Source organism: Cognatiluteimonas telluris (assembly GCF_011320095.1).
GTDB classification, from domain to species: domain Bacteria; phylum Pseudomonadota; class Gammaproteobacteria; order Xanthomonadales; family Xanthomonadaceae; genus Cognatiluteimonas; species Cognatiluteimonas telluris.
Genome location: NZ_JAANOY010000004.1, coordinates 18,663 through 36,301, shown reverse-complemented (window position 1 = coordinate 36,301; position 17,639 = coordinate 18,663). Strand labels below are relative to the sequence as shown.

17 protein-coding genes are annotated in these 17,639 nt (G+C 67.9%); 11 read left to right on the top strand and 6 right to left on the bottom strand.

Annotated elements, in window-relative coordinates; genetic code table 11:
• Positions 1 to 77: 77 nt before the first annotated feature.
• Both G7B67_RS04260 and G7B67_RS04255 read right to left on the bottom strand, forming a co-directional pair.
• Entirely contained in the window at positions 78 to 3,179 is a 3,102-nt protein-coding gene (locus G7B67_RS04260; RefSeq protein WP_243412246.1) for a WD40/YVTN/BNR-like repeat-containing protein, read from the bottom strand.
• Positions 3,180 to 3,661: 482 nt separating this feature from the next.
• Entirely contained in the window at positions 3,662 to 3,913 is a 252-nt protein-coding gene (locus tag G7B67_RS04255) for a hypothetical protein (RefSeq protein ID WP_166208364.1), read from the bottom strand.
• A gap of 228 nt (positions 3,914 to 4,141) precedes the next feature.
• Between G7B67_RS04255 and G7B67_RS04250 the strand changes: the two genes are divergently transcribed.
• On the top strand, positions 4,142 to 4,408 hold the full coding sequence (locus G7B67_RS04250) for a DksA/TraR family C4-type zinc finger protein (RefSeq protein WP_166208361.1): 267 nt from the start codon (positions 4,142 to 4,144) through the stop codon (positions 4,406 to 4,408).
• A gap of 11 nt (positions 4,409 to 4,419) precedes the next feature.
• On the opposite strand, the gene G7B67_RS04245 is transcribed toward G7B67_RS04250, so the two are convergent.
• On the bottom strand, positions 4,420 to 4,848 hold the full coding sequence (locus tag G7B67_RS04245; RefSeq protein WP_166208358.1) for a response regulator: 429 nt from the start codon (positions 4,846 to 4,848) through the stop codon (positions 4,420 to 4,422).
• Between the two features lie 469 nt (positions 4,849 to 5,317).
• On the opposite strand from G7B67_RS04245, the gene G7B67_RS04240 reads away from it, so the two are divergent.
• The 3 genes from G7B67_RS04240 (at position 5,318) to G7B67_RS04230 (ending at position 8,707) form a co-directional block, all read left to right on the top strand.
• A complete protein-coding gene (locus tag G7B67_RS04240; RefSeq protein WP_166208355.1) occupies positions 5,318 to 6,382 on the top strand; it encodes a sensor domain-containing diguanylate cyclase in 1,065 nt (354 codons plus the stop codon).
• Positions 6,383 to 6,568: 186 nt separating this feature from the next.
• Positions 6,569 to 7,546: a YihY/virulence factor BrkB family protein gene (locus tag G7B67_RS04235; protein ID WP_166208352.1), complete on the top strand. Its 978-nt coding sequence runs from the start codon at positions 6,569 to 6,571 to the stop codon at positions 7,544 to 7,546.
• Positions 7,547 to 7,669: 123 nt separating this feature from the next.
• Positions 7,670 to 8,707: an LLM class flavin-dependent oxidoreductase gene (locus tag G7B67_RS04230; protein ID WP_166208349.1), complete on the top strand. Its 1,038-nt coding sequence runs from the start codon at positions 7,670 to 7,672 to the stop codon at positions 8,705 to 8,707.
• Positions 8,708 to 8,923: 216 nt separating this feature from the next.
• Here G7B67_RS04230 and G7B67_RS04225 read toward each other — a convergent pair whose 3' ends face one another.
• Together G7B67_RS04225 and xth are read right to left on the bottom strand one after the other, a co-directional pair.
• Positions 8,924 to 9,148 (bottom strand): KGG domain-containing protein, encoded by a 225-nt coding sequence (locus tag G7B67_RS04225; RefSeq protein WP_166208346.1) that lies wholly within the window; start codon positions 9,146 to 9,148, stop codon positions 8,924 to 8,926.
• Positions 9,149 to 9,455: 307 nt separating this feature from the next.
• Entirely contained in the window at positions 9,456 to 10,322 is an 867-nt protein-coding gene (xth, locus tag G7B67_RS04220; RefSeq protein WP_166208343.1) for an exodeoxyribonuclease III, read from the bottom strand.
• A 95-nt stretch (positions 10,323 to 10,417) separates the two neighbouring features.
• Here xth and G7B67_RS04215 point away from each other — a divergent pair, with 95 nt between their 5' ends.
• The 7 genes from G7B67_RS04215 (at position 10,418) to G7B67_RS04185 (ending at position 16,701) form a co-directional block, all read left to right on the top strand.
• Positions 10,418 to 11,029, top strand: coding sequence for a GIY-YIG nuclease family protein (locus G7B67_RS04215; protein WP_166208340.1), 612 nt, complete (start codon positions 10,418 to 10,420; stop codon positions 11,027 to 11,029).
• A 64-nt stretch (positions 11,030 to 11,093) separates the two neighbouring features.
• On the top strand, positions 11,094 to 12,794 hold the full coding sequence (locus G7B67_RS04210) for a GGDEF domain-containing protein (RefSeq protein WP_166208337.1): 1,701 nt from the start codon (positions 11,094 to 11,096) through the stop codon (positions 12,792 to 12,794).
• Positions 12,795 to 12,865: 71 nt separating this feature from the next.
• Entirely contained in the window at positions 12,866 to 13,378 is a 513-nt protein-coding gene (locus tag G7B67_RS04205; RefSeq protein WP_243412253.1) for a GNAT family N-acetyltransferase, read from the top strand.
• 29 nt (positions 13,379 to 13,407) lie between these two features.
• Entirely contained in the window at positions 13,408 to 14,226 is an 819-nt protein-coding gene (locus G7B67_RS04200; RefSeq protein WP_166208332.1) for an SAM-dependent methyltransferase, read from the top strand.
• 11 nt (positions 14,227 to 14,237) lie between these two features.
• Positions 14,238 to 14,441 (top strand): hypothetical protein, encoded by a 204-nt coding sequence (locus tag G7B67_RS04195; RefSeq protein WP_166208329.1) that lies wholly within the window; start codon positions 14,238 to 14,240, stop codon positions 14,439 to 14,441.
• Positions 14,442 to 14,631: 190 nt separating this feature from the next.
• Positions 14,632 to 14,853 carry a hypothetical protein gene (locus G7B67_RS04190; RefSeq protein WP_166208326.1) on the top strand — a complete coding sequence of 74 codons (222 nt, stop codon included), beginning with the start codon at positions 14,632 to 14,634 and terminating at the stop codon, positions 14,851 to 14,853.
• A gap of 21 nt (positions 14,854 to 14,874) precedes the next feature.
• Complete coding sequence (locus G7B67_RS04185) at positions 14,875 to 16,701, top strand: sensor domain-containing diguanylate cyclase (protein WP_166208323.1); 1,827 nt, start codon at positions 14,875 to 14,877, stop codon at positions 16,699 to 16,701.
• A 100-nt stretch (positions 16,702 to 16,801) separates the two neighbouring features.
• Here G7B67_RS04185 and G7B67_RS04180 read toward each other — a convergent pair whose 3' ends face one another.
• Positions 16,802 to 17,575: a hypothetical protein gene (locus tag G7B67_RS04180; protein WP_166208320.1), complete on the bottom strand. Its 774-nt coding sequence runs from the start codon at positions 17,573 to 17,575 to the stop codon at positions 16,802 to 16,804.
• Positions 17,576 to 17,639: the final 64 nt, after the last annotated feature.

Genomic DNA, 17,639 nt, shown 5'->3' with positions numbered 1-17,639 from the left:
ATTGTAGGCATGCCGGATGCATCGATCGGCGAGGCGAGGGCTGGCGGCCGGCAGGCGCCAGCGGGGCCTTCGAGGCGTCAGCCCTGCGGCGTGGTGCTGCCTGGAGCCGCGTCCGCCTGCAGTTCGGCCTGTCCGGCACGACGCAACTGCGCGTTGACCGCCGGCAGTTCGCCCGAAAGCAATGCCTGCCATCGGGTGAGCTCGTCCTCGATGATCGGCGTCAGCGTGGTGTAGCCGCTGCGTGCATCCGGCGAGGGCGCGACGTCGGCATCGTCCGCGGCTTGCGCGATCCGGCCCAGCGATTGCGACAGGAAGGCGAGCGAGCGCGTTCCCGGCGAGCCGGCCGACCACGCGTTGTAGGGATTGGGCGCTTCCTGCAGTCCGCCCTGCGCCACGATCTGCGCGTCCAGCGACGCCAGCGACGCGGCCAGTGCCGGCGGCGCGGCTTCGCGCGCGGCCTGGATGCCGGCATGCAGGCGCGCGGCCTGTGCCTTTGCCGTCGCCAGCCGTGCCTGCGTGGCCTGCACGTCGCGGACGAAGGCGAACTGCCGCGCATAGCCATCAGGGGCAAGCGACACGCGCGGATCCGGGGCGATGGTCAACGGCTGCGTGTAGGCCCTGCCGTCGACCGTCAGCGCGACCGTGTAGCGGCCGGGGGGCGCCCACGCGCCATCGGCGTAGGCGTCGCCGTTGGCCAGCGCCGGCGGCGCCGGATAGCGCAGCGGCCAGAGGAAGCGATGCAGCCCCGCCTGGGTCGAGAGCGTCGAGGGCGTAGTGAACCATTCCGGAGCCGTGCCGGCGGTGGCGACGTCCTGTTTCGCCGGCGCGTCGTCGCTGGAGTACCGCCGCACGAGGTGGCCGGCCGAATCGCGGATCGTCAGCTGCACGGGCGCCGTGGACGCGCTGTCCAGCAGGTAGTCGATGCGCGCGCCGAACGGCGGGTTGTCCGCGGCCGGCTCTTCCTTGGGCAGCGGCGTCCCGGTGAAGCCGGCCGGACGCACCCGGATCGCGGTCGCGGGTGCGAACAGGCGTGTGGCGCGCGCACCGTCCTGCGCCATCTGCCGCAGCGGCGACACATCGTCCAGCACCCAGAAGCCGCGGCCGTGGGTGGCCACGACCACGTCGTTCCCGTGCACGTCGATGTCGCGCACGGACGTGCGCGGCAGGTTGATCTGCAGCGGCTGCCAGTGGTCGCCGTCGTCATGGGACAGGTACACGCCAAGCTCGGTCGCGGCGTACAACAAGCCACGTTGCGCCGGATCCTCGCGCACGGCATTGACGAAGTCGCCGTCGCGGATGCCGGCCACGATCGCCTGCCAGGTGCTCCCGCCGTCGCGGGTGCGATAGATGTAGGGCTTGCGGTCATCTAGCCGATGGCGATCGACCGCGGCGTAGGCGACCTGCGGATCGAAGTGCGATGCCTCGATCATGCCGACTTTGGACCACGCGCCCACTGCCTTGGGCGTCACGTCGGCCCAATGGCGGCCTTCGTCGCTGGTGCGCCAGACGAGACCGTCATCGGTGCCGACCCACAGCAGCTTCGCATCCAGCGGCGAGGGTGCGATCGCATAGACCACGCCGCGCCGGGGGCCGTTGCCGAGGTTGTTGGCGGCGGTCACGGCATCGAGGTTTGCGGGGACGCCGGGCGTTTCGCGGGTGAGGTCCGGGCTGATCGTGGTCCAGTGATGGCCGCCGTCGTCGGTGCGGAACAGCTTCTGGTTGCCGTAATACAGCGCTTTCGTGTCGCGTCGCGAAAATACCAGCGGCAGCGTCCAGGTGCGCCGATGGATCACGTCGGGTTCGATCATGGTCGGGTCGACCGAGTGGGTCTGGTCGGTGCGCAGGTCGAGCTTGTCCACGCCACCGCCGTAGACGATGTCCGGATCCTCCGGGTCGGGCGCGATCATGCCGGCCTCGCCACCGGCGGTGACTTCCTTGAACTGCTCCATCGAGATCGTCGCCGTGCCGCTGGTGGCGCTGGGCAGGGCGACCGCGCCGGAATCCTGCTGTGCTCCGTAGACGCGATACGGGAACCGGTTGTCGGTGCTGACGTGGTACATCTGCGCGGTCGGCTGGTTGTGCCAGCTGCTCCAGCTGCGACCACCGTTCATGGTGACGATCGCGCCCTGGTCGACGCCGAGGATCTGCCGGTTCGAATCCCGCGGGTCGATCCACAGCTCGTGGAAGTCGTCGCCGGTGCCGTCGCCCTTGAGCGCGACGAAGTGCGCGCCGCCGTCGTCCGAACGCAGCACGATGGTGTTCAACGCATAGACGCGATCGGCATCCTGCGGATCCACCGTGATCCGGCCGAAATACCAGCCGCGCTGCCAGATCCGCGGATCGCCGCTGGCCAGGTGCCAGTGCGCGCCGGAGTCGTCGGAGCGATACAGGCCGCCCGCGTCGCCATCGACGATTGCATAGACGCGCGAGGGCAGGGTGGGCGCCACCGCCACGCCGATGCGGCCGACGTGCTCGGGAAACCCGTTGCCACGCACCGGCGTCCAGGTATCGCCGCCGTCGATGGACTTGAACAGGCCAGAGCCCGGGCCGCTGGCGGGCGGATAGACGTTCCATGGCGTACGCCGGGCCTGCCACATCGCCGCGTAGACGACCCGCGGGTTGCCGGGCTCGAAGGCGAGGTCGATCGCACCGGTGTCCTCGCCCTTGCCGAGCACCCGCGTCCAGTGCGCGCCCGCATCGTGCGAGCGGAACACGCCGCGCTCGGCGTTGGGACCGTAGGGATGTCCGAGCGCCGCGACGAAGACCGTCTTCGCATCGCGCGGATCGACCAGGATGCGGCCGATCTGCTGGCTATCGGCCAGTCCGATCTTCGTCCAGTGCCCACCACCATCGTCGGAGCGGTACATGCCATCGCCCTGCGCGATGTCAGAACGCATATCCGCTTCGCCGGTGCCGACGTAGAGCACCCGCGGATCCGATGGCGCCACGGCGAGCGCGCCGATCGAGCCGACCGGCTGGTCGTCGAAGATCGGCCGCCACGTGCGCCCGGCGTCCATGGTTTCCCACACGCCGCCGTTGACGGCGCCGAAATAGAAGTGCTGCGGCTGCCCAGGCACGCCCGCAACGGTGAGCACGCGGCCACCGCGGAATGGGCCGAGCAGGCGCCAGTGCAGGTCGCCATAGCGGGCGTCGGTGGCCGATGCGGCGGCTGCCAGCACGCACAGGCAACACAACATGAGGCAGCGCAACGAAGCGGTCAGTCGCGAACAAGGCATGGAGGACCCCGGCGGTTGGCAAGCCCCGGAAGATAACAAAGCCCGACCGGTCGCCCCTGTGCCGGAAGCGGCAGTTTGGAGCCAACACGGGCGCGGCGGTGTCACGGCGATCCCCAGGCCGGCGGGCGCGTTGTCGTCGTTCGATCAGCGCCTGGTCCGGCGGACTGACGAGGGTGCCGTATCGGCGCACGAATCCATCCAGTCGGTGCGATCGAGTCGGGCGTGCGCGGGAGTGGCGATCAGACCGGGCCCACCACTTCGGGCGCTCGCAAGCACATGGCACCTTGCCCCTGATCGGGTCCGCATCCTTTTCCGATGCCGCAGCTTCCGGCGGTCATTCCGGCGAAGCCCGCGCTCCAGCGACCGTGGCTTCGCAGGCCTCCAGCCAACGACCCTCTGCGAGCCAACCGCATCCTCCTGCCGGACTACGAACGGAAGCGCTCCCACACGGGGTTCTCGTCTAGTTCGCCGTCGCTTTTGAGCACGGCGTATTTGCGCGTGTCCGGGTCGTGCAGCACCACCAGTGGCGCCTCCCCGGGCGTGCGGCGGATGAACTTGATGTCCCAGCCGAAGCGCTCGAGCGTATTGAGGGTGGCCAGCTGCGCGCCGTTGACCTCGCGCTTGAGGGCGTTGCCGGGTGTGCGAAACGGCAGGCGCCGGTCTGCATTGTCTGCCACGGGTGACTCCTGTGGTTGGGATGGCGCGCAATGAAGCACGCCAGCCGCAATCGGCCCGTGAATGCACGCGGTCAGCAAGATGAATCCAGCCACCGACCACCACGTCGATCGTGCATCGGCACCCTAGCCGGGCAGTAAGGTTTGACCGGATCGGCAGCGGCTGGCGTGCGTTCCACGTTCACCCGTCGCCCTTTATCCTTGTCGGCGGATCGAGACCGGGAGCAGGCCGTGGCCACGGGTTGGGCGGGCGACAGCGCGGTGCAGGACCAGATCGATGCCACCATCAAGGACGGCATCAAACGCGTGCGCAGCCAGATGCCGCAGGGCCCTGGCCTGGCGTATTGCGAGGAATGCGAGAGCGAGATCCCGGAGGCGCGGCGCAAGGCGGTGCCGGGCGTGCGGCTGTGCGTGGCCTGCCAGCAGGCGCGGGATGCGGAACAGGCGGCGTACGCGGGCTACAACCGCCGTGGCAGCAAGGACAGCCAGCTGCGCTGACGCCGGACGCCTCAGGGGGTGACCGGATCCGGCGCGCGTTCCTTGTACAGCAGCCGTACCTCGATCATGTTGCGCACGCGCAGCAGCAACTCGTCGACGTCCACCGGCTTGCGCAGGAAATCCTTGGCGCCGAGTTTCAGCGCGCGCACGCGATGCCCGGGCTCGCCGGTGATGGCCAGCACCGGCAGGTAGCCGTCACGCTCGAACTCGCGCAGCCCCTCCATCACCGCGAAACCGTCCATGCTTGGCATGTGCAGGTCGAGCAGGATGAGGTCGTAGTCATGGCTGCGATGCATGTCGCGGACCAGGCGCGGGTCGGTGATGGCCGATACGGCGTTGTATCCGTGCAGCGCCAGCAGTTGCGCCAGCGTACTGGCGGCATCGACGTCGTCGTCGACCACCAGGATGCGCGCGCCAAGGATGTCGGTGGCATCGATCATGCCGGCCACAGTAGTGCGCCGCCTGGTGAAAGATGAATGAAGCGGCCTGCCACCACTGTGGGAGCCGCGTCGCAAAACTCAGGCGCCTGCCGGCGCGTGCGACAGGTGCCGTGTGTAGCGGCATCGATCCACGGTCCGTGCCGCGCCTGCTTGGCGAAGGCAGCCGTCCCGCGCGGTGCAGCAGCCGGCGGAGCACGCGCCGCCGCGCGCGGTGCAGCGATCCGACCGCGGGTTTGCCCACGGGGCAGGGAAGCGGCGATTGCAGCTGAATGGAGCTTGCACGCATTCATGTCCAGGTTGAATTGCGTCACACTTATGAACATATTCCTCGCTGAACGCAGCACGCTCACCGTCGCTTGACTGCCGATGCCTACGATCATGCGACTGCATATCGTGGGATTGCGCATTGATTGGACTGACGCCAGGCCCCGAAACGACGCGAAGGTCGAGCCCGCGAGCGACGGCGTGGGTGTCGCCTGCGCGTGGCAAGAGCGAATTCCTGCGCCTGCGCAGCGTGGTCGATGCGCTGGTGCGCATCGCCGAGCACGCCGGCGACACCGCATCGTTCCTCGACCAGGCGACGCGCACGGTCATGGAACTCACGCGTGCAACGGGCGCCGTGGTGCTGATGGCGGACGCGGATGGCGCGTTGTCGATCGCTTCGGCGCGCGGGCAGATGGTCGGGATCGATAGCGCGGCGTTCGAGCGTGGACAGACTCTGGCGCGTGCCTGCCTGCGCCAGCACCAGCCGCTGCACAGCGACATCGCCTTCGAGGACGCGCGCATCGACGGAACGGCGCGTTCGCGTTGGCAGCTGCATTCGCTGATCGCCACGCCGTTGCGCTTTGGCGACGAGGTGCTGGGCGTGCTGGAAGTGTGTTCCAGCGTCAGCCGTGCGTTCGACGAACTGGACGCGCAGGCGGTCGCGCTGATCGGCAACGCGCTGGGTGGCGCGCTCGGCCGGCAGGTGGCGCTGGACGACAACGCCCGGCTGCTGGCCAAGCTGGAATCGGCGTTGAAGGTCACCAGCGCCAAGGCCCGTGAGTACCAGGATGCCGCGTTGTACGACGCCCTCACCGGGCTGCCCAACCGCGCGCATTTCCTGGCCCGGCTGGAAGAGGTCTGCGCCGCGCACGATGGCACGTCGGGTGGATTCGCCGTGCTGTTCCTGGACCTGGACGATTTCAAGTCGATCAACGATACCCATGGCCATGCGATCGGCGACGCGGTGCTCGTCGAAGCCGCCGCCACGCTGACCGCGTGCCTGCGCGAGGCCGACCTGGTGGCGCGCCTGGGCGGCGACGAATTCGTGGTGTTGCTGGCGTCGCTGCGCAACGGCGAGCGCGATGTCGAGGCGATCGCCGCCAACATCATCGCCGCGCTGCGCCGCTCGCGGCGTGTGAAGCAGGTCGAGCTCGGCATCGGCGCCAGCGTTGGCTGGGTCGCGCATGACGGCCATTCGGATGCAGCGACGATCCTGGCCGCGGCCGATGCGGCGATGTACCAGCACAAGAAATCGCGCCGCACGGCATAGCAGGGCGACGAACGAGGCAGGCGCGCGCTGACGCGGCGACAGGCGATGCCCGCTTCACGCCATCGGCGTTATTGATGGGCGTGTCGCGGGGGCAGACTGGCTGCGCGCTCGCGCTGCATGCAAGCACCGCTGGCGCATGCCGCTCCCTCCCGGCAGCGCTCCCGCCAACCGGCGAGCCAAGGACCCATGGACAACCACCCAGGCGCCTCAAGCATCAGGCAGGTCGCGTCGCAGGCCAGGCAGGCGCTGGATCCCACCCAGCCGCGCGCGCCGCGCGACCAGAGCGGCACGTCCACGCGCGCGCCACCGGTGGAAGCGTCCGTGCGGCGTGCGCGCGGCGCGTTGCCGATGGCGCTGCTGCGACGCTTCATCGATGCGGACCTGCTGTCGCAGTCGGCCGCGCTGGCGTTCTACGCCGTGCTGTCGCTGTCGCCGCTGCTGCTGATCATCCTGTGGCTGGCCACGCGGCTGCTGCCGGGCGCGCAGCAGGCGCTGCTGGACCAGGTCGGCCAGCTTGCCGGCCCGGAAGCCCAGCGGATCGCCCTGACCATCGTCGAGCATGCGCGCATCACGCCGGGGACGGGATCGTTTGCGAGCGTGTGGAGCACGCTGCTGCTCTTCGTCGGCGCGACGGCTGTCTTCGCCAAGCTGCAGGATGCGTTGAACAGGATCTTCCGCACCGACGCCGCGCGGCTGCCAGGGGTGCTGGCGTGGCTGCGCAAGCGCGTGTTCTCGTTCGGACTGGTGTTCGCGATCGGATTCCTGCTGCTGGTATCGATGACGGTCAATACCTTCCTGCAGATGGCGTTCGGGCGCGTGGACTGGATGCTGCCGCTGATGGCCACGCTGGCGACCGGAGGCATCTACGCGCTTGGATTCGCGCTGATGTACCACTTCCTTCCCGATCGCCGGGTCGGCTGGCGGCATGCGTTCGCCGGCGGTGGCGCGACGGCCGTGCTGTTCCTGCTGGGCCGCCAGGCGATCGGCTGGTACCTGGAGCGTTCCGACCCCGGGTCGGCCTATGGTTCGGCCGGTGCGCTGATGCTCGCGCTGGTGTGGATCTATTACGCCGGATTGATCGTCTTCGTCGGCGCGCTGGGCACGGCGGTCTTCGATGAGCGGCACCGGCAGCGGCTGTCGCCGCCGGACGAGGCTGCACAATAACCAACGCGGGACGATTGGCCGCGACGGCACGACGCAGGCATGCGAATGCGCAGGACGCGAGCGCGCCACCCGGCGAGACGACACCCGCCGCCGGTGCATCGGCGTTCAACGACAGGAACAGGCATGACCCCGAACACACCCCGCTCATCCGTCGCGCTGTCGGTGCTTGACCTGGCTCCCGTCACCGAAGGCAGCGATGCGCGGCAGACCTTCGCCAACACGCTTGACCTGGCGCGCCACGCCGAGCGGTTGGGTTACCACCGCTACTGGCTGGCCGAGCACCACAACATGCCCGGCATCGCCAGCGCGGCGACCGCGGTGCTGATCGGGCACGTGGCCTCCGGCACCTCCACGATCCATGTCGGCGCCGGCGGCATCATGCTGCCCAACCACGCGCCGCTGCAGGTGGCCGAACAGTTCGGCACGCTGGAGGCGCTGCACCCGGGGCGGATCGACCTGGGCCTGGGGCGCGCTCCCGGCACCGACCAGGCAGCAGCCAAGGCGCTGCGACGCTATTACCCCAACCCCGACGAATTCCCGGCGGACGTGATGGAGTTGTTGGGTTACTTCGAGCCATCGAGTCCGGGGCAACCGGTGCAGGCAGTGCCGGGCGCCGGAAGCCAGGTCGAGGTCTGGATCCTGGGCTCCAGCCTCTTCGGCGCACGCCTGGCGGCGATGCTCGGATTGCCTTACGCGTTCGCCTCGCACTTCGCGCCGGACGCACTCGAGCAGGCGCTGGCGGTCTATCGCAGCGAGTTCCGGCCATCGGCGCGACTGGCGCGGCCACGCGTGATGCTTGCACTCAATGTCGTCGTCGCGGATGACGACGCCGAGGCCCGGCGGCTGTTTACCACCCAGCAGCAGAGCTTCGTCAACCTGCGACGCGGCCGCCCGGGATTGGTGGCGCCCCCGTTGGCGAGCGCCGAGGCGATCGATGCGTACTGCACGCCTGCCGAGAAGGCCGGTGTCGATCGCGCGCTGGCATGCGCGGTGGTGGGCTCCCCGGTCACGGCGCGGCGCGGCATCGATGACTTCATCGCCCGCCATCGCCCGGACGAACTGCTGTTCACGGCCAATATCTACGAGCATGCGGCACGCGTGCGTTCGTTCCAGTTGGCAATGGATGCGTGGATGGCAAGCGCGCCCAGCGACCGCGATTGATGGCTGCTTGGCGTCGCCGCGGTGAAATGCTGCCGGTTCGCCTGTCCATACTGCGACCGCGCCGGCCTGAACCCGCGCGGCATGTGCCGCGTGCTCCAACGCAATGGCGCTCGAGTGCAGGGCTTGTCCGATCGGGACGGTAAATGATCAAACAGCATCGCAGATGAAAGGACGCCCGCCGGAGCGGGCGCCTGGCGTCGCTATCGAGTCACTGAATCAGCGATTGCTGCCCTGGTTGTTGCCGCGGTTGCCACCCTGGTTGCCGCCCTGGTTGCCGCCACCGTGCGAGTGCTCGCCACCCTTGCGGCCGATGTCGGACATGTGTTCGCGATCCTGGCTGACGGCTTCGCCGCCCTTCTGTGCGATCTTGCGCTGCTTGTCGTCGTCCATGCTTGCGAAACCGCGGTTGCTGGTGCTGTCGTTGCTGCCCGTGTTGGCCATGGTTTTCGTCTCCTGATTGCTGGCGCGAAATGCGCCGCTTCCAGTCCAGCCATTGCGTGCTTGGACCGGGTGCGACTGTAGGCAGGCGTGCGTTAGTGTCGCGGCCATTTCGGGTTAAGCGTGGATCAACTCGTTGAATCATTCATGCGCGTCGTCGCGCGTCTGGCAGGCGTCTGCGGGACAGTCGCGTGCCTGCATGCACGCGAGCAAGCGGAGGGATCGCGCATGGAGCCGTCTGCGAACGACGCCTGCGCTTGCGATGCGGGCACATCCATGCGGCGCTCCGGACTCGCAGCTGAGGCCGCGCTTACGCGGTCCGCGTCCGCCTGGGGCGCTTTGGCGCGACAGTCTTGCCGGCCTTCGAGTTACGTTTGCTTGCGCTGTTCTTTTTCGCACGCGGACTGTCGAGCACGATCCAGGTCGGTGCGTGGTCGCTGGCGCCGGGAAGATCGCGTACCCAGCGGTCGACGCCGGCTGAACGCAGTCGAGGCGCCAACTCGGCGTTGAGCAGCAGGTGATCGATGCGCAGGCCGGAGTTGGTTTCCCAATGGCGACGGAAGTAGTCCCAAAAGGTGAAGATCTTTTCGTCCGGATGGGCCACGCGCAGCGAATCGACCCAGCCCTGGTCGAGCAGGCGTGCGTAGCATTCCCGGCTCTCCGGCTGCAGCAGTGCGTCCTTGCGCCAGGAGCGCGGGTTGTAGATGTCCAGCTCATCGGTGGGCACGACGTTGTAATCGCCCGCCAGCACGACCGGATGGCCGCTGTCGTAGAGCTTCGCGGCATGCCGGATCAGCCGCTCGAACCAGGCGAGCTTGTAGTCGAACTTGGGTCCGGGCTGCGGATTGCCGTTGGGCAGGTACAGGCAACCGACGATGACGCCATCGACGGCGGCTTCCAGATACCGGCTCTGCACGTCGCTGCGATCGCCAGGCAGCCCGCGCCGGCTTTCGACCGGCTCGGCACCGCGCGCGAGGATCGCCACCCCGTTCCAGGATCGCTGCCCATGCCACAGCGCGCCGTACCCCGCGGCGCGGATGGCGTCGATGGGGAAGGCATCATCGGGCGCCTTCAGCTCCTGCAGGCAGGCGACGTCGGGCTGCTCGCGATCCAGCCACTGCAGCAACGAAGCCAGTCGCGAGCGGATGCCGTTGACGTTGAAGGTCGCGATTTTCATCTGCGGCAAGCGTAGCCAGACGGCGCGTGAATCCGGGTGAGGTCGGCAGCGGGCCTTCGCGAAGCTTGGTTGGGGCCGCGATTTAAACTGCAGGCATGGCTGGCCGCATCGACCCGCGCGAACCCGGCAATCGTGGGCCCAGCCGCGGGCGCTGCTACCTGTATGTGCTGCCCTGCGCGTACGAGGACATCCTCAAGCTCGGCTTCTCGCGCGATCCGCTCGACCGGATGCAGGCATTGCACCCGCGCTGGCACGGATTCTTCGACCTGGAGCGCGCGTTCCTGGTCGAGGCCGAAACCGTTCGTGACGCCCGCGACCTGGAACTTGGCCTGGCCCATGCCATCGCCGAACACAATGCCCCCGCGCCGCTGGTGATCCGGCGTGCGGCGGCAGGGCACACGGAGTGGTATCGGGGCGCCTACGACCTCCTAAACCAGGCCGCAGGCACGCTCGCCGCCGGTGGCTACGTCCTCCATGCGCCGCTGCGGCGGTGGGCGCGGAAGCAACTGCTCGAACGCAGCGACCGCCTGTTCGCGTGGACGCTTGCCGCGCTGTCGGCGGACGACTTCGATTCCGCGGCGACGGGCACGGCCCCGTCGCCCGTCGCGCGCCAAGTGCGCGATGCGCTGGACGGCTATGCCGCGCTCGACATCGACCTGGAGGCCTGGCTGTCGCCGGAAGTCCTCGCCTGGTACCGACGGCGCTAACGCACGGCCCGTGAATCGTCGCGCCTGGTGGCCACGCGCCATCCGACGCCGGTACCCTTGCCCGGTGACGGGGACTTCACATACCGGCCGGTCCGGCGGGCGCCACTGGCTTCGCCTGGCCACGGCAGCGCTGTGCGTGGTGTTGGCGTGGGTCGTGCTCGCGCCCGTGGGTCGCGCCGCGGAAGGACCGGGCCTGGCGTTGCAGGGGCGGTGGAGCGCGCAGCCGCCCGACACGCAGGTCATCGCGTCCTGGGGCCAGGCCTTCGATCCGCAGCAGCTGCATGTCTTCGCCGATGCCCGCGGCAGTTGGGTTTCGCTCCGGCCCGCACGTGGCCAGTGGCCCACCGGCGCGTACGTGCTCGAGGTGCGGTCGCCCGGCCTGCAGGCCGTCTCTCTGCACGCGCCGGGCGCGATGCCACGCACGGCGCGCCTGGGTGCGAACGCCGCCGATGCCTGGCCGATGCACGACAGCCTGGTGTTCCCGCTGCCGGCCCTGCCGCGCGATGGCGGGCCCCTGTTGCTGGAAATCCATTCCGGCGGCGTGATCGCCGCGCCCATGAGCTTCGCGGTCGAACCGGTGGATGGCTATCTGCGCGACGACGCACGGTGGCTGGCCTTCGCCGCGGCCTGCCTGGCGGTGATGGCGGCGATGGCGCTGATGGCGCTGGTGTTCGCCTTCGACCTGCGCGACGCGACGTTCGCCTTCTATGCGGTGTTCGTGCTGGCCTATGCGCTGATCCTGTCGATCCAGTGCGGCTTCGCCTACGACCCGCTGGGCTGGGACTGGATCGCCGCCGCGCCGCGTGAGTGGGGGCGGCTGGCGACGGCGGTGTCGGTGGTGTTCGCGATCCTGTTCCTCGACCGCTTCGCGCACCTGCGCCGCCATGCGCCGGGCGGACGTCGCCTGCTGGTCGGCTATGCGGCGGGTACCGCGGTGTTGTCGCTGGCCGGCATGCTGCCGGTCGCCGCGCCGCTGGTGCGTGCGCTGGTCAATCCGGTGCTGATCCTCGGCGGCCCGCTGATCGTGGGCGTGGCCATCGTGGCCGCATGCCGCGGTTCGCGCTATGCGTTGTTCTACCTGGCGGGCTGGGTTCCGCTGCTGGCGGTGACCGTGCTCGGCAGCCTGCAGCTGTACGGGCTGCTTGCCGGATGGACCGGCAGCGGCGACGCCGCGCTCGCCGCGGGCGCCTTCGACGCCGTGGTGCTGTCGCTGGGCCTGGCCGACCGCAGCCTGGCCCTGCGCCGGGACCGCGACGCCGCACGTCGTCTGGCCGACATCGACCCACTCACCGGCGTCTGGAACCGCCGCGCCTGGAGCGACCGCCTGGCCCAGCTGGAGGAGTCGGCGCGCCGCTTCGACCGCCCGCTGTCGTTGCTGTTCCTGGACCTGGACAAGTTCAAGCAGCTCAACGACGTGCACGGGCACGAAGCCGGCGATGCCGCGTTGCAGTCGCTGGCGCAATGGATGGGGCGCGTGCTGCGCGACCACGAGCAGATCGGCCGCTATGGTGGCGAGGAGTTCGTCGTCTCGCTGCCCGGCACCGACGGCCCGCGCGCCATGCAGGTCGCCGAGCGGCTGCGCCGGCAGGTGCAGGCCATGGGCGCGCGGGGCGGCGCCGTGACCGGGCTGACGGTCAGCATCGGCGTGGCCACGCTGCGACCCAACGAGTCCACGGCCGATCTGATCCACCGCGCGGACGCGGCGATGTATGCGGCCAAGGCGGCGGGGCGCAACCGGGTGGTTCGGGCCGAGGAGGGCGAGTGAGGACCCATGAAGTGGCTGCCATTGCGGGCGTGCACCGTGTTGCGGACGAGTTCGAGACCGCGAGGCTGCGCATGCGGCCGCTCGATGGCTCCGATGCGGCGCTGTATTGCCAGCTCTACACCACTGCCGAGCTCATGCGCTTCATCGCGCCGCCGCTCTCGATGGAAGCAGCTCAGCGTAGTTTCGAGGTCGCCTTGCGCAATCAGTCGCCACGGCCGCAACGCTGGATCATCCATGGCAAGCAGGGCGGCGCGGCGATCGGGCTGCTGGGCCTGATCGGATCGGGAGACCGCCCCGAGATCGGCGTCATGCTGGTGGCCCCCGCGCATGGGCGCGGCATCGGCAGCGAAGCGATGCAGGGCATGGCCGACCATGCCTTCTCCGCATTCGGGCTGCAGTCGATCTGCGCCCGCCAGTCGGTCGTCGACAACCCGGCCGTGATCCGGATGATGACGCGGCTGGGTTACACCGCCCTGCCGCCAACGCCCGAGCGTCCGCAAGGAGGCGAGTGGGAACTGCCGCGAAGCCGCTGGCGGGCGCCGGAGCCGGGCCCTGCAATGGCGGAAGCCGCAGCCAGCGGATAAAGTCACGGCCTTCACACCGGGGTAGATCGATGACTCAGCAGGGAAGCCTCGCCTGCGTCGGGCTTGGCATGATGCTCGGCGCCCACCTCAGCCCGCGCTCGCGCAGTCATATCGAGCAGGCGGACGTCGTGTTCGCGCTGGTCTCCGACGCCATCGTGGAGCTGTGGGTCAAGGAGATGCGACCTGACATGCGGAGCCTGCAGCCTTATTACATCGAGGGCCGGCCACGCACGCAGGGCTACCGTGAGATGGTCGAGGCTATGCTTGCCGAAGTCCGTGCCGGACGGCGCGTTTGCGGCGTGTTCTACGGCCACCCCGGGGTATTCGCGCAGGTGCCCCACCATGCTGTGGCCGGCGCGCTGGCCGAAGGCTTCAAGGCCATCATGGAGCCGGGGATTTCGGCCGAGGACTGCCTTTATGCCGACCTGGGCGTCGACCCCGGAACCTACGGCTGCCAGCACTACGAGGCCAGCCAATTCATGTTCTACCAACGCCGCATCGACCCCACGGCCTACCTGGTCCTATGGCAGATCGGGCTCGCGGGCGACCGCTCGCTCAGCCGCTTCGCCACCGGTCCGGACTACCGTCGCCTACTCGTGGAGCTGTTGTCCGAAGACTATCCGTCCTCGCATGAAGTCGTCGCCTATGAAGCTGCTACCCTCCCGATCAACGCGCCACGGTTGGAACGAATGCCGCTGGTTGGGATCATCGAGGCCGACATGCGCTTGCAGACGACGCTGGTGATTCCGCCCGCCAAGCGCATGGCACGCAACGAGGCAATGCTGGAGCGGCTCGCGCAGCTGGACAGGAACCTCCAATCGGCCGGTGCAACCCCGGCCGTCCACTGAGGGAAACGAACATGAGTGACGTCATCAGGTGCCTGGAATCCATCGGTCGAATTCCGATGACGACGATGGAATACGCTGCCACGTTGGCGTGTTTCGATCTCGAGGAAGGAGAGCGGCGCGCACTCCTGGATCGCGACCAGGTATCGCTGCGTGCGCAAATCGATGGTGCCCGGACAATGGTGTTCGCCATCATGGCGGCGGACGAGCACGCATAGGAATGCCGGCGGGCGGTAGCGGAACAAGGAACGCGTTGATCGTTCCTTCCATCCGACGCCTGCCTGCCAATGCCGGAGCGCTCCGGTGATCGTGGAATGTCTTCGTTGGGAAGCGCCTTTCCAGCGACCTATCAAGGGGATGGTCATGCGGAGTACGATTCAATTTCTCGAGGCGATCGGGAGCAACCCGATGCACGAAAGCGAGTATTGCGATGCCGTCAGGACCCTGGATGTGCAGGGGGCGGAGCTCGTCGCGCTGCTCAACCGGGACCACGCGGCGCTCGCCCAGGTGCTGGGTGGCCGATCGAGCATGTTCTTCGGCATCATGGCACCGAACGAAGAGCCTCTCGACGACGAGGAATCGCCGGCCGAGGACGTGCCGGACGAAGCATCGCTCTGCTTGGCCGCCTGATCGCGACCGGGTGACCACGCAGTGCGCCTGATCCTGCCATTGCTGCTGTTGGCGTGCATGTGCGCGCCGCTCTCCAGTCGTGCTTCCACGGCCTCCGTGGAAGCGCTTCTGAAGCAGGCGCAGGCGATCCGCAGCTCCGATCCGCCCAGGTTCAAGCGGCTGCTGGCGGAGCTGAACGGGCAAGCCGGCCAGGCGACCCTAAGGCAGCGACAGGAGATGCAGTACCTCCAGGCCTATGACCTGGCTTATTCGGGGAAGTACGACGAAGGCAGTCGGCTGGCACAGCAGGTCATTGCCGAAACAAGCGACGTGAACCTGAAATTCCAGGCGGGAACCCTGGTCGTCAATACCTACTCGCTGAACGGCCGTTTCAACGAAGGCCTCCGGCAGTTGGGCCAGACCCTGGCGCTGATCGACCAAGTCGACGATCCAAACCTGCGCCAGCAGGGACTCATCGTCGCCGCCACGCTGTACAACCAGCTCGGCCAATATGCACTGGGCAGCCACTACGCCGATCTTGTCTTGAACAACAGGCCGTTGGCAGGACGGGTCGCGTGCTTCGCGTCGTACACGAAGTTCGATTCGCTCCTGCACCTGGGGACCCTGCCGGACGACGATGCTCCCATGGAGAGCGCCGCCCTTCAGTGCCTCAGCCAGGGCGAGGTCATGATGGCCAACCTGATCCGCGGCACCCTGGCGAAGAAGTGGATCGCCCAAGGGCAGGGCGACAGGGCGCTTGCGATGCTCCAGTCGCACCTGGAGCAGATCAATTCGACGCATTATTCGCGGCTCATCATTGAGATCCGCGCATTGATGGCCGAAATCCAGCTCGGCAAGGACGACCTGCAGGCGGCAGAACGCAATGCAATGATCGCCATCAACCAATCGCCCAGCCTCGTCAACAGCCCGCCGCTGGTATCGGCTTATGCCACCCTTTACAAAGTCGCGGAGAAGCGGCGGGATTTTTCAACGGCGCTGGCCTTCTACAAGCACTATGCAGCGGCCGAGCAGGGTTACCTCAACGAGGTCAAGACCCGGGAGCTCGCCTACCAGATCGTGCGCAACGAAAACCAGCAGAAGAACCAGCAGATCGAATTGCTGAACCGGCAGAACAGCCTGCTGCAGCTGCAGCAGCGCGTCGACCAGCAGAAAGCGGAAAGCTCCCGCCAGTTGATGCTGCTTTTTGCGATATTCGCGCTGGTCATCGCCTACTGGGGCTACAAGACCCGCCGCCTGCATGTATCGCTGCGGCGCATGGCGCAGACCGATGCGCTTACCGGCATCTGCAACCGACATCATTTCACCGCGCAGGCCGAGAAGACCTTGCTCCATTGCGCGAAGGTCGGCGAGCAGGTGTCGCTGATCATGTTCGATCTCGACCACTTCAAGGTGATCAACGACACCTACGGCCACGTCACCGGCGACTGGGTGCTGAAGGAGGTCGCGAAGACCTGCTCGGAGCTGTGTCGACGGATGGATTATTTCGGTCGGCTGGGTGGTGAGGAATTCGCCATCCTGCTGCAGGGTTGCGATGCCAAGGCCGCCACGCGCATTGCGGAGGATTGCCGCGTGCGGATCTCGCGCATTGCCTCCGCACCCAGCGGGCATGCATTCAAGATCACGGCGAGTTTTGGCGTCAGCTGCGCGATGAGCTCGGGCTACGACCTGGACAAGCTCATTTCAAACGCCGACCAGATGCTGTACCGCGCCAAGCGCGAAGGGCGTAACCGGGTCAGGGCCTACACCCACGACGTGCCGATCGAAACGCGGGAACCCGCACCGTGGCATGGTCCTTCCCCGCCGGTCGACCCCAATCTGTCGGCATCGATGGGTACGGCCAAGGCCTGAGCTGGGACCGGCCGGCACCTGCTCCAGGACCCGGCCGCGTAGACGGCAGCCCATAGAAAAAAAGAGGGCCCGAAGGCCCTCTTTTGCTCCTCACCCGATCTCAGCGACCGTCGTTGTCAGCATCGCCTGGCAGCGCGCGCTCCACGCCGTGCCACGCGTCCTTGACGCTGCCCTTGGCCTCCTGCCAGCCCATGCGCGAGGTGCCCTTGGCGCTGTCCCAGCCGCGCTCGAGGTCGCTCTCCAGGCTCGGGTCCCAGGTGCGGTCGAGCTGGTTGGCGCGGGCGTAGGTGCCGTAGCGATACGCCGGCTTGTAGTCGGTGTCGTAGTCGAAGCGCGGATCACGATCGCTGCTGGCGTACTGGTCGCGGTAATAGCGGTCCGTGGCCTCGTAAGTGCGATAGGTGCGGTCGTCGCGATCCCAGGCGTCGCGCACGGCGTTCTTCGCCTCGTCCCAGGTCAGCCGCGACTTGGCCTTGACCTTGTCCCAGCCGGTCTTCAGGTCGCTTTCCAGGCTGTCGTCCCACTGCCGGCCGACGTAGCGGCTGCGTGCGTCGCTGCCGTAGGCATAAGCCGGGGCGTAGTCGGTGTCGTAACTGAAGTTGGACTGGTAATAGGGGCGGGTCTGGTAATTGGTGCGCCAGTATTCGGACTCGGCGGTGGGATCCACGCGCTCGGCGACCGCATGGCCGGCCGCGCCACCTCCGGCGGCACCGATCGCGCCGCCGACCAGCGTGCCGATCGGTCCGAACAACGAGCCGATCGCAGCGCCTGCCAGCACGCCACCCGCGGCGCCCACGCCGGTGCCCAAGGGATGCGAACCCGGCGCGCCCGTGATCGGATCGCGGTTCATGTCCTGCCTGTCATTCGTATTCATTTCGTCTCCCGGTTGGATCGGCACGCACCGACCGTCACAGGTTGCAGGTACGTGCGTTGCGTGC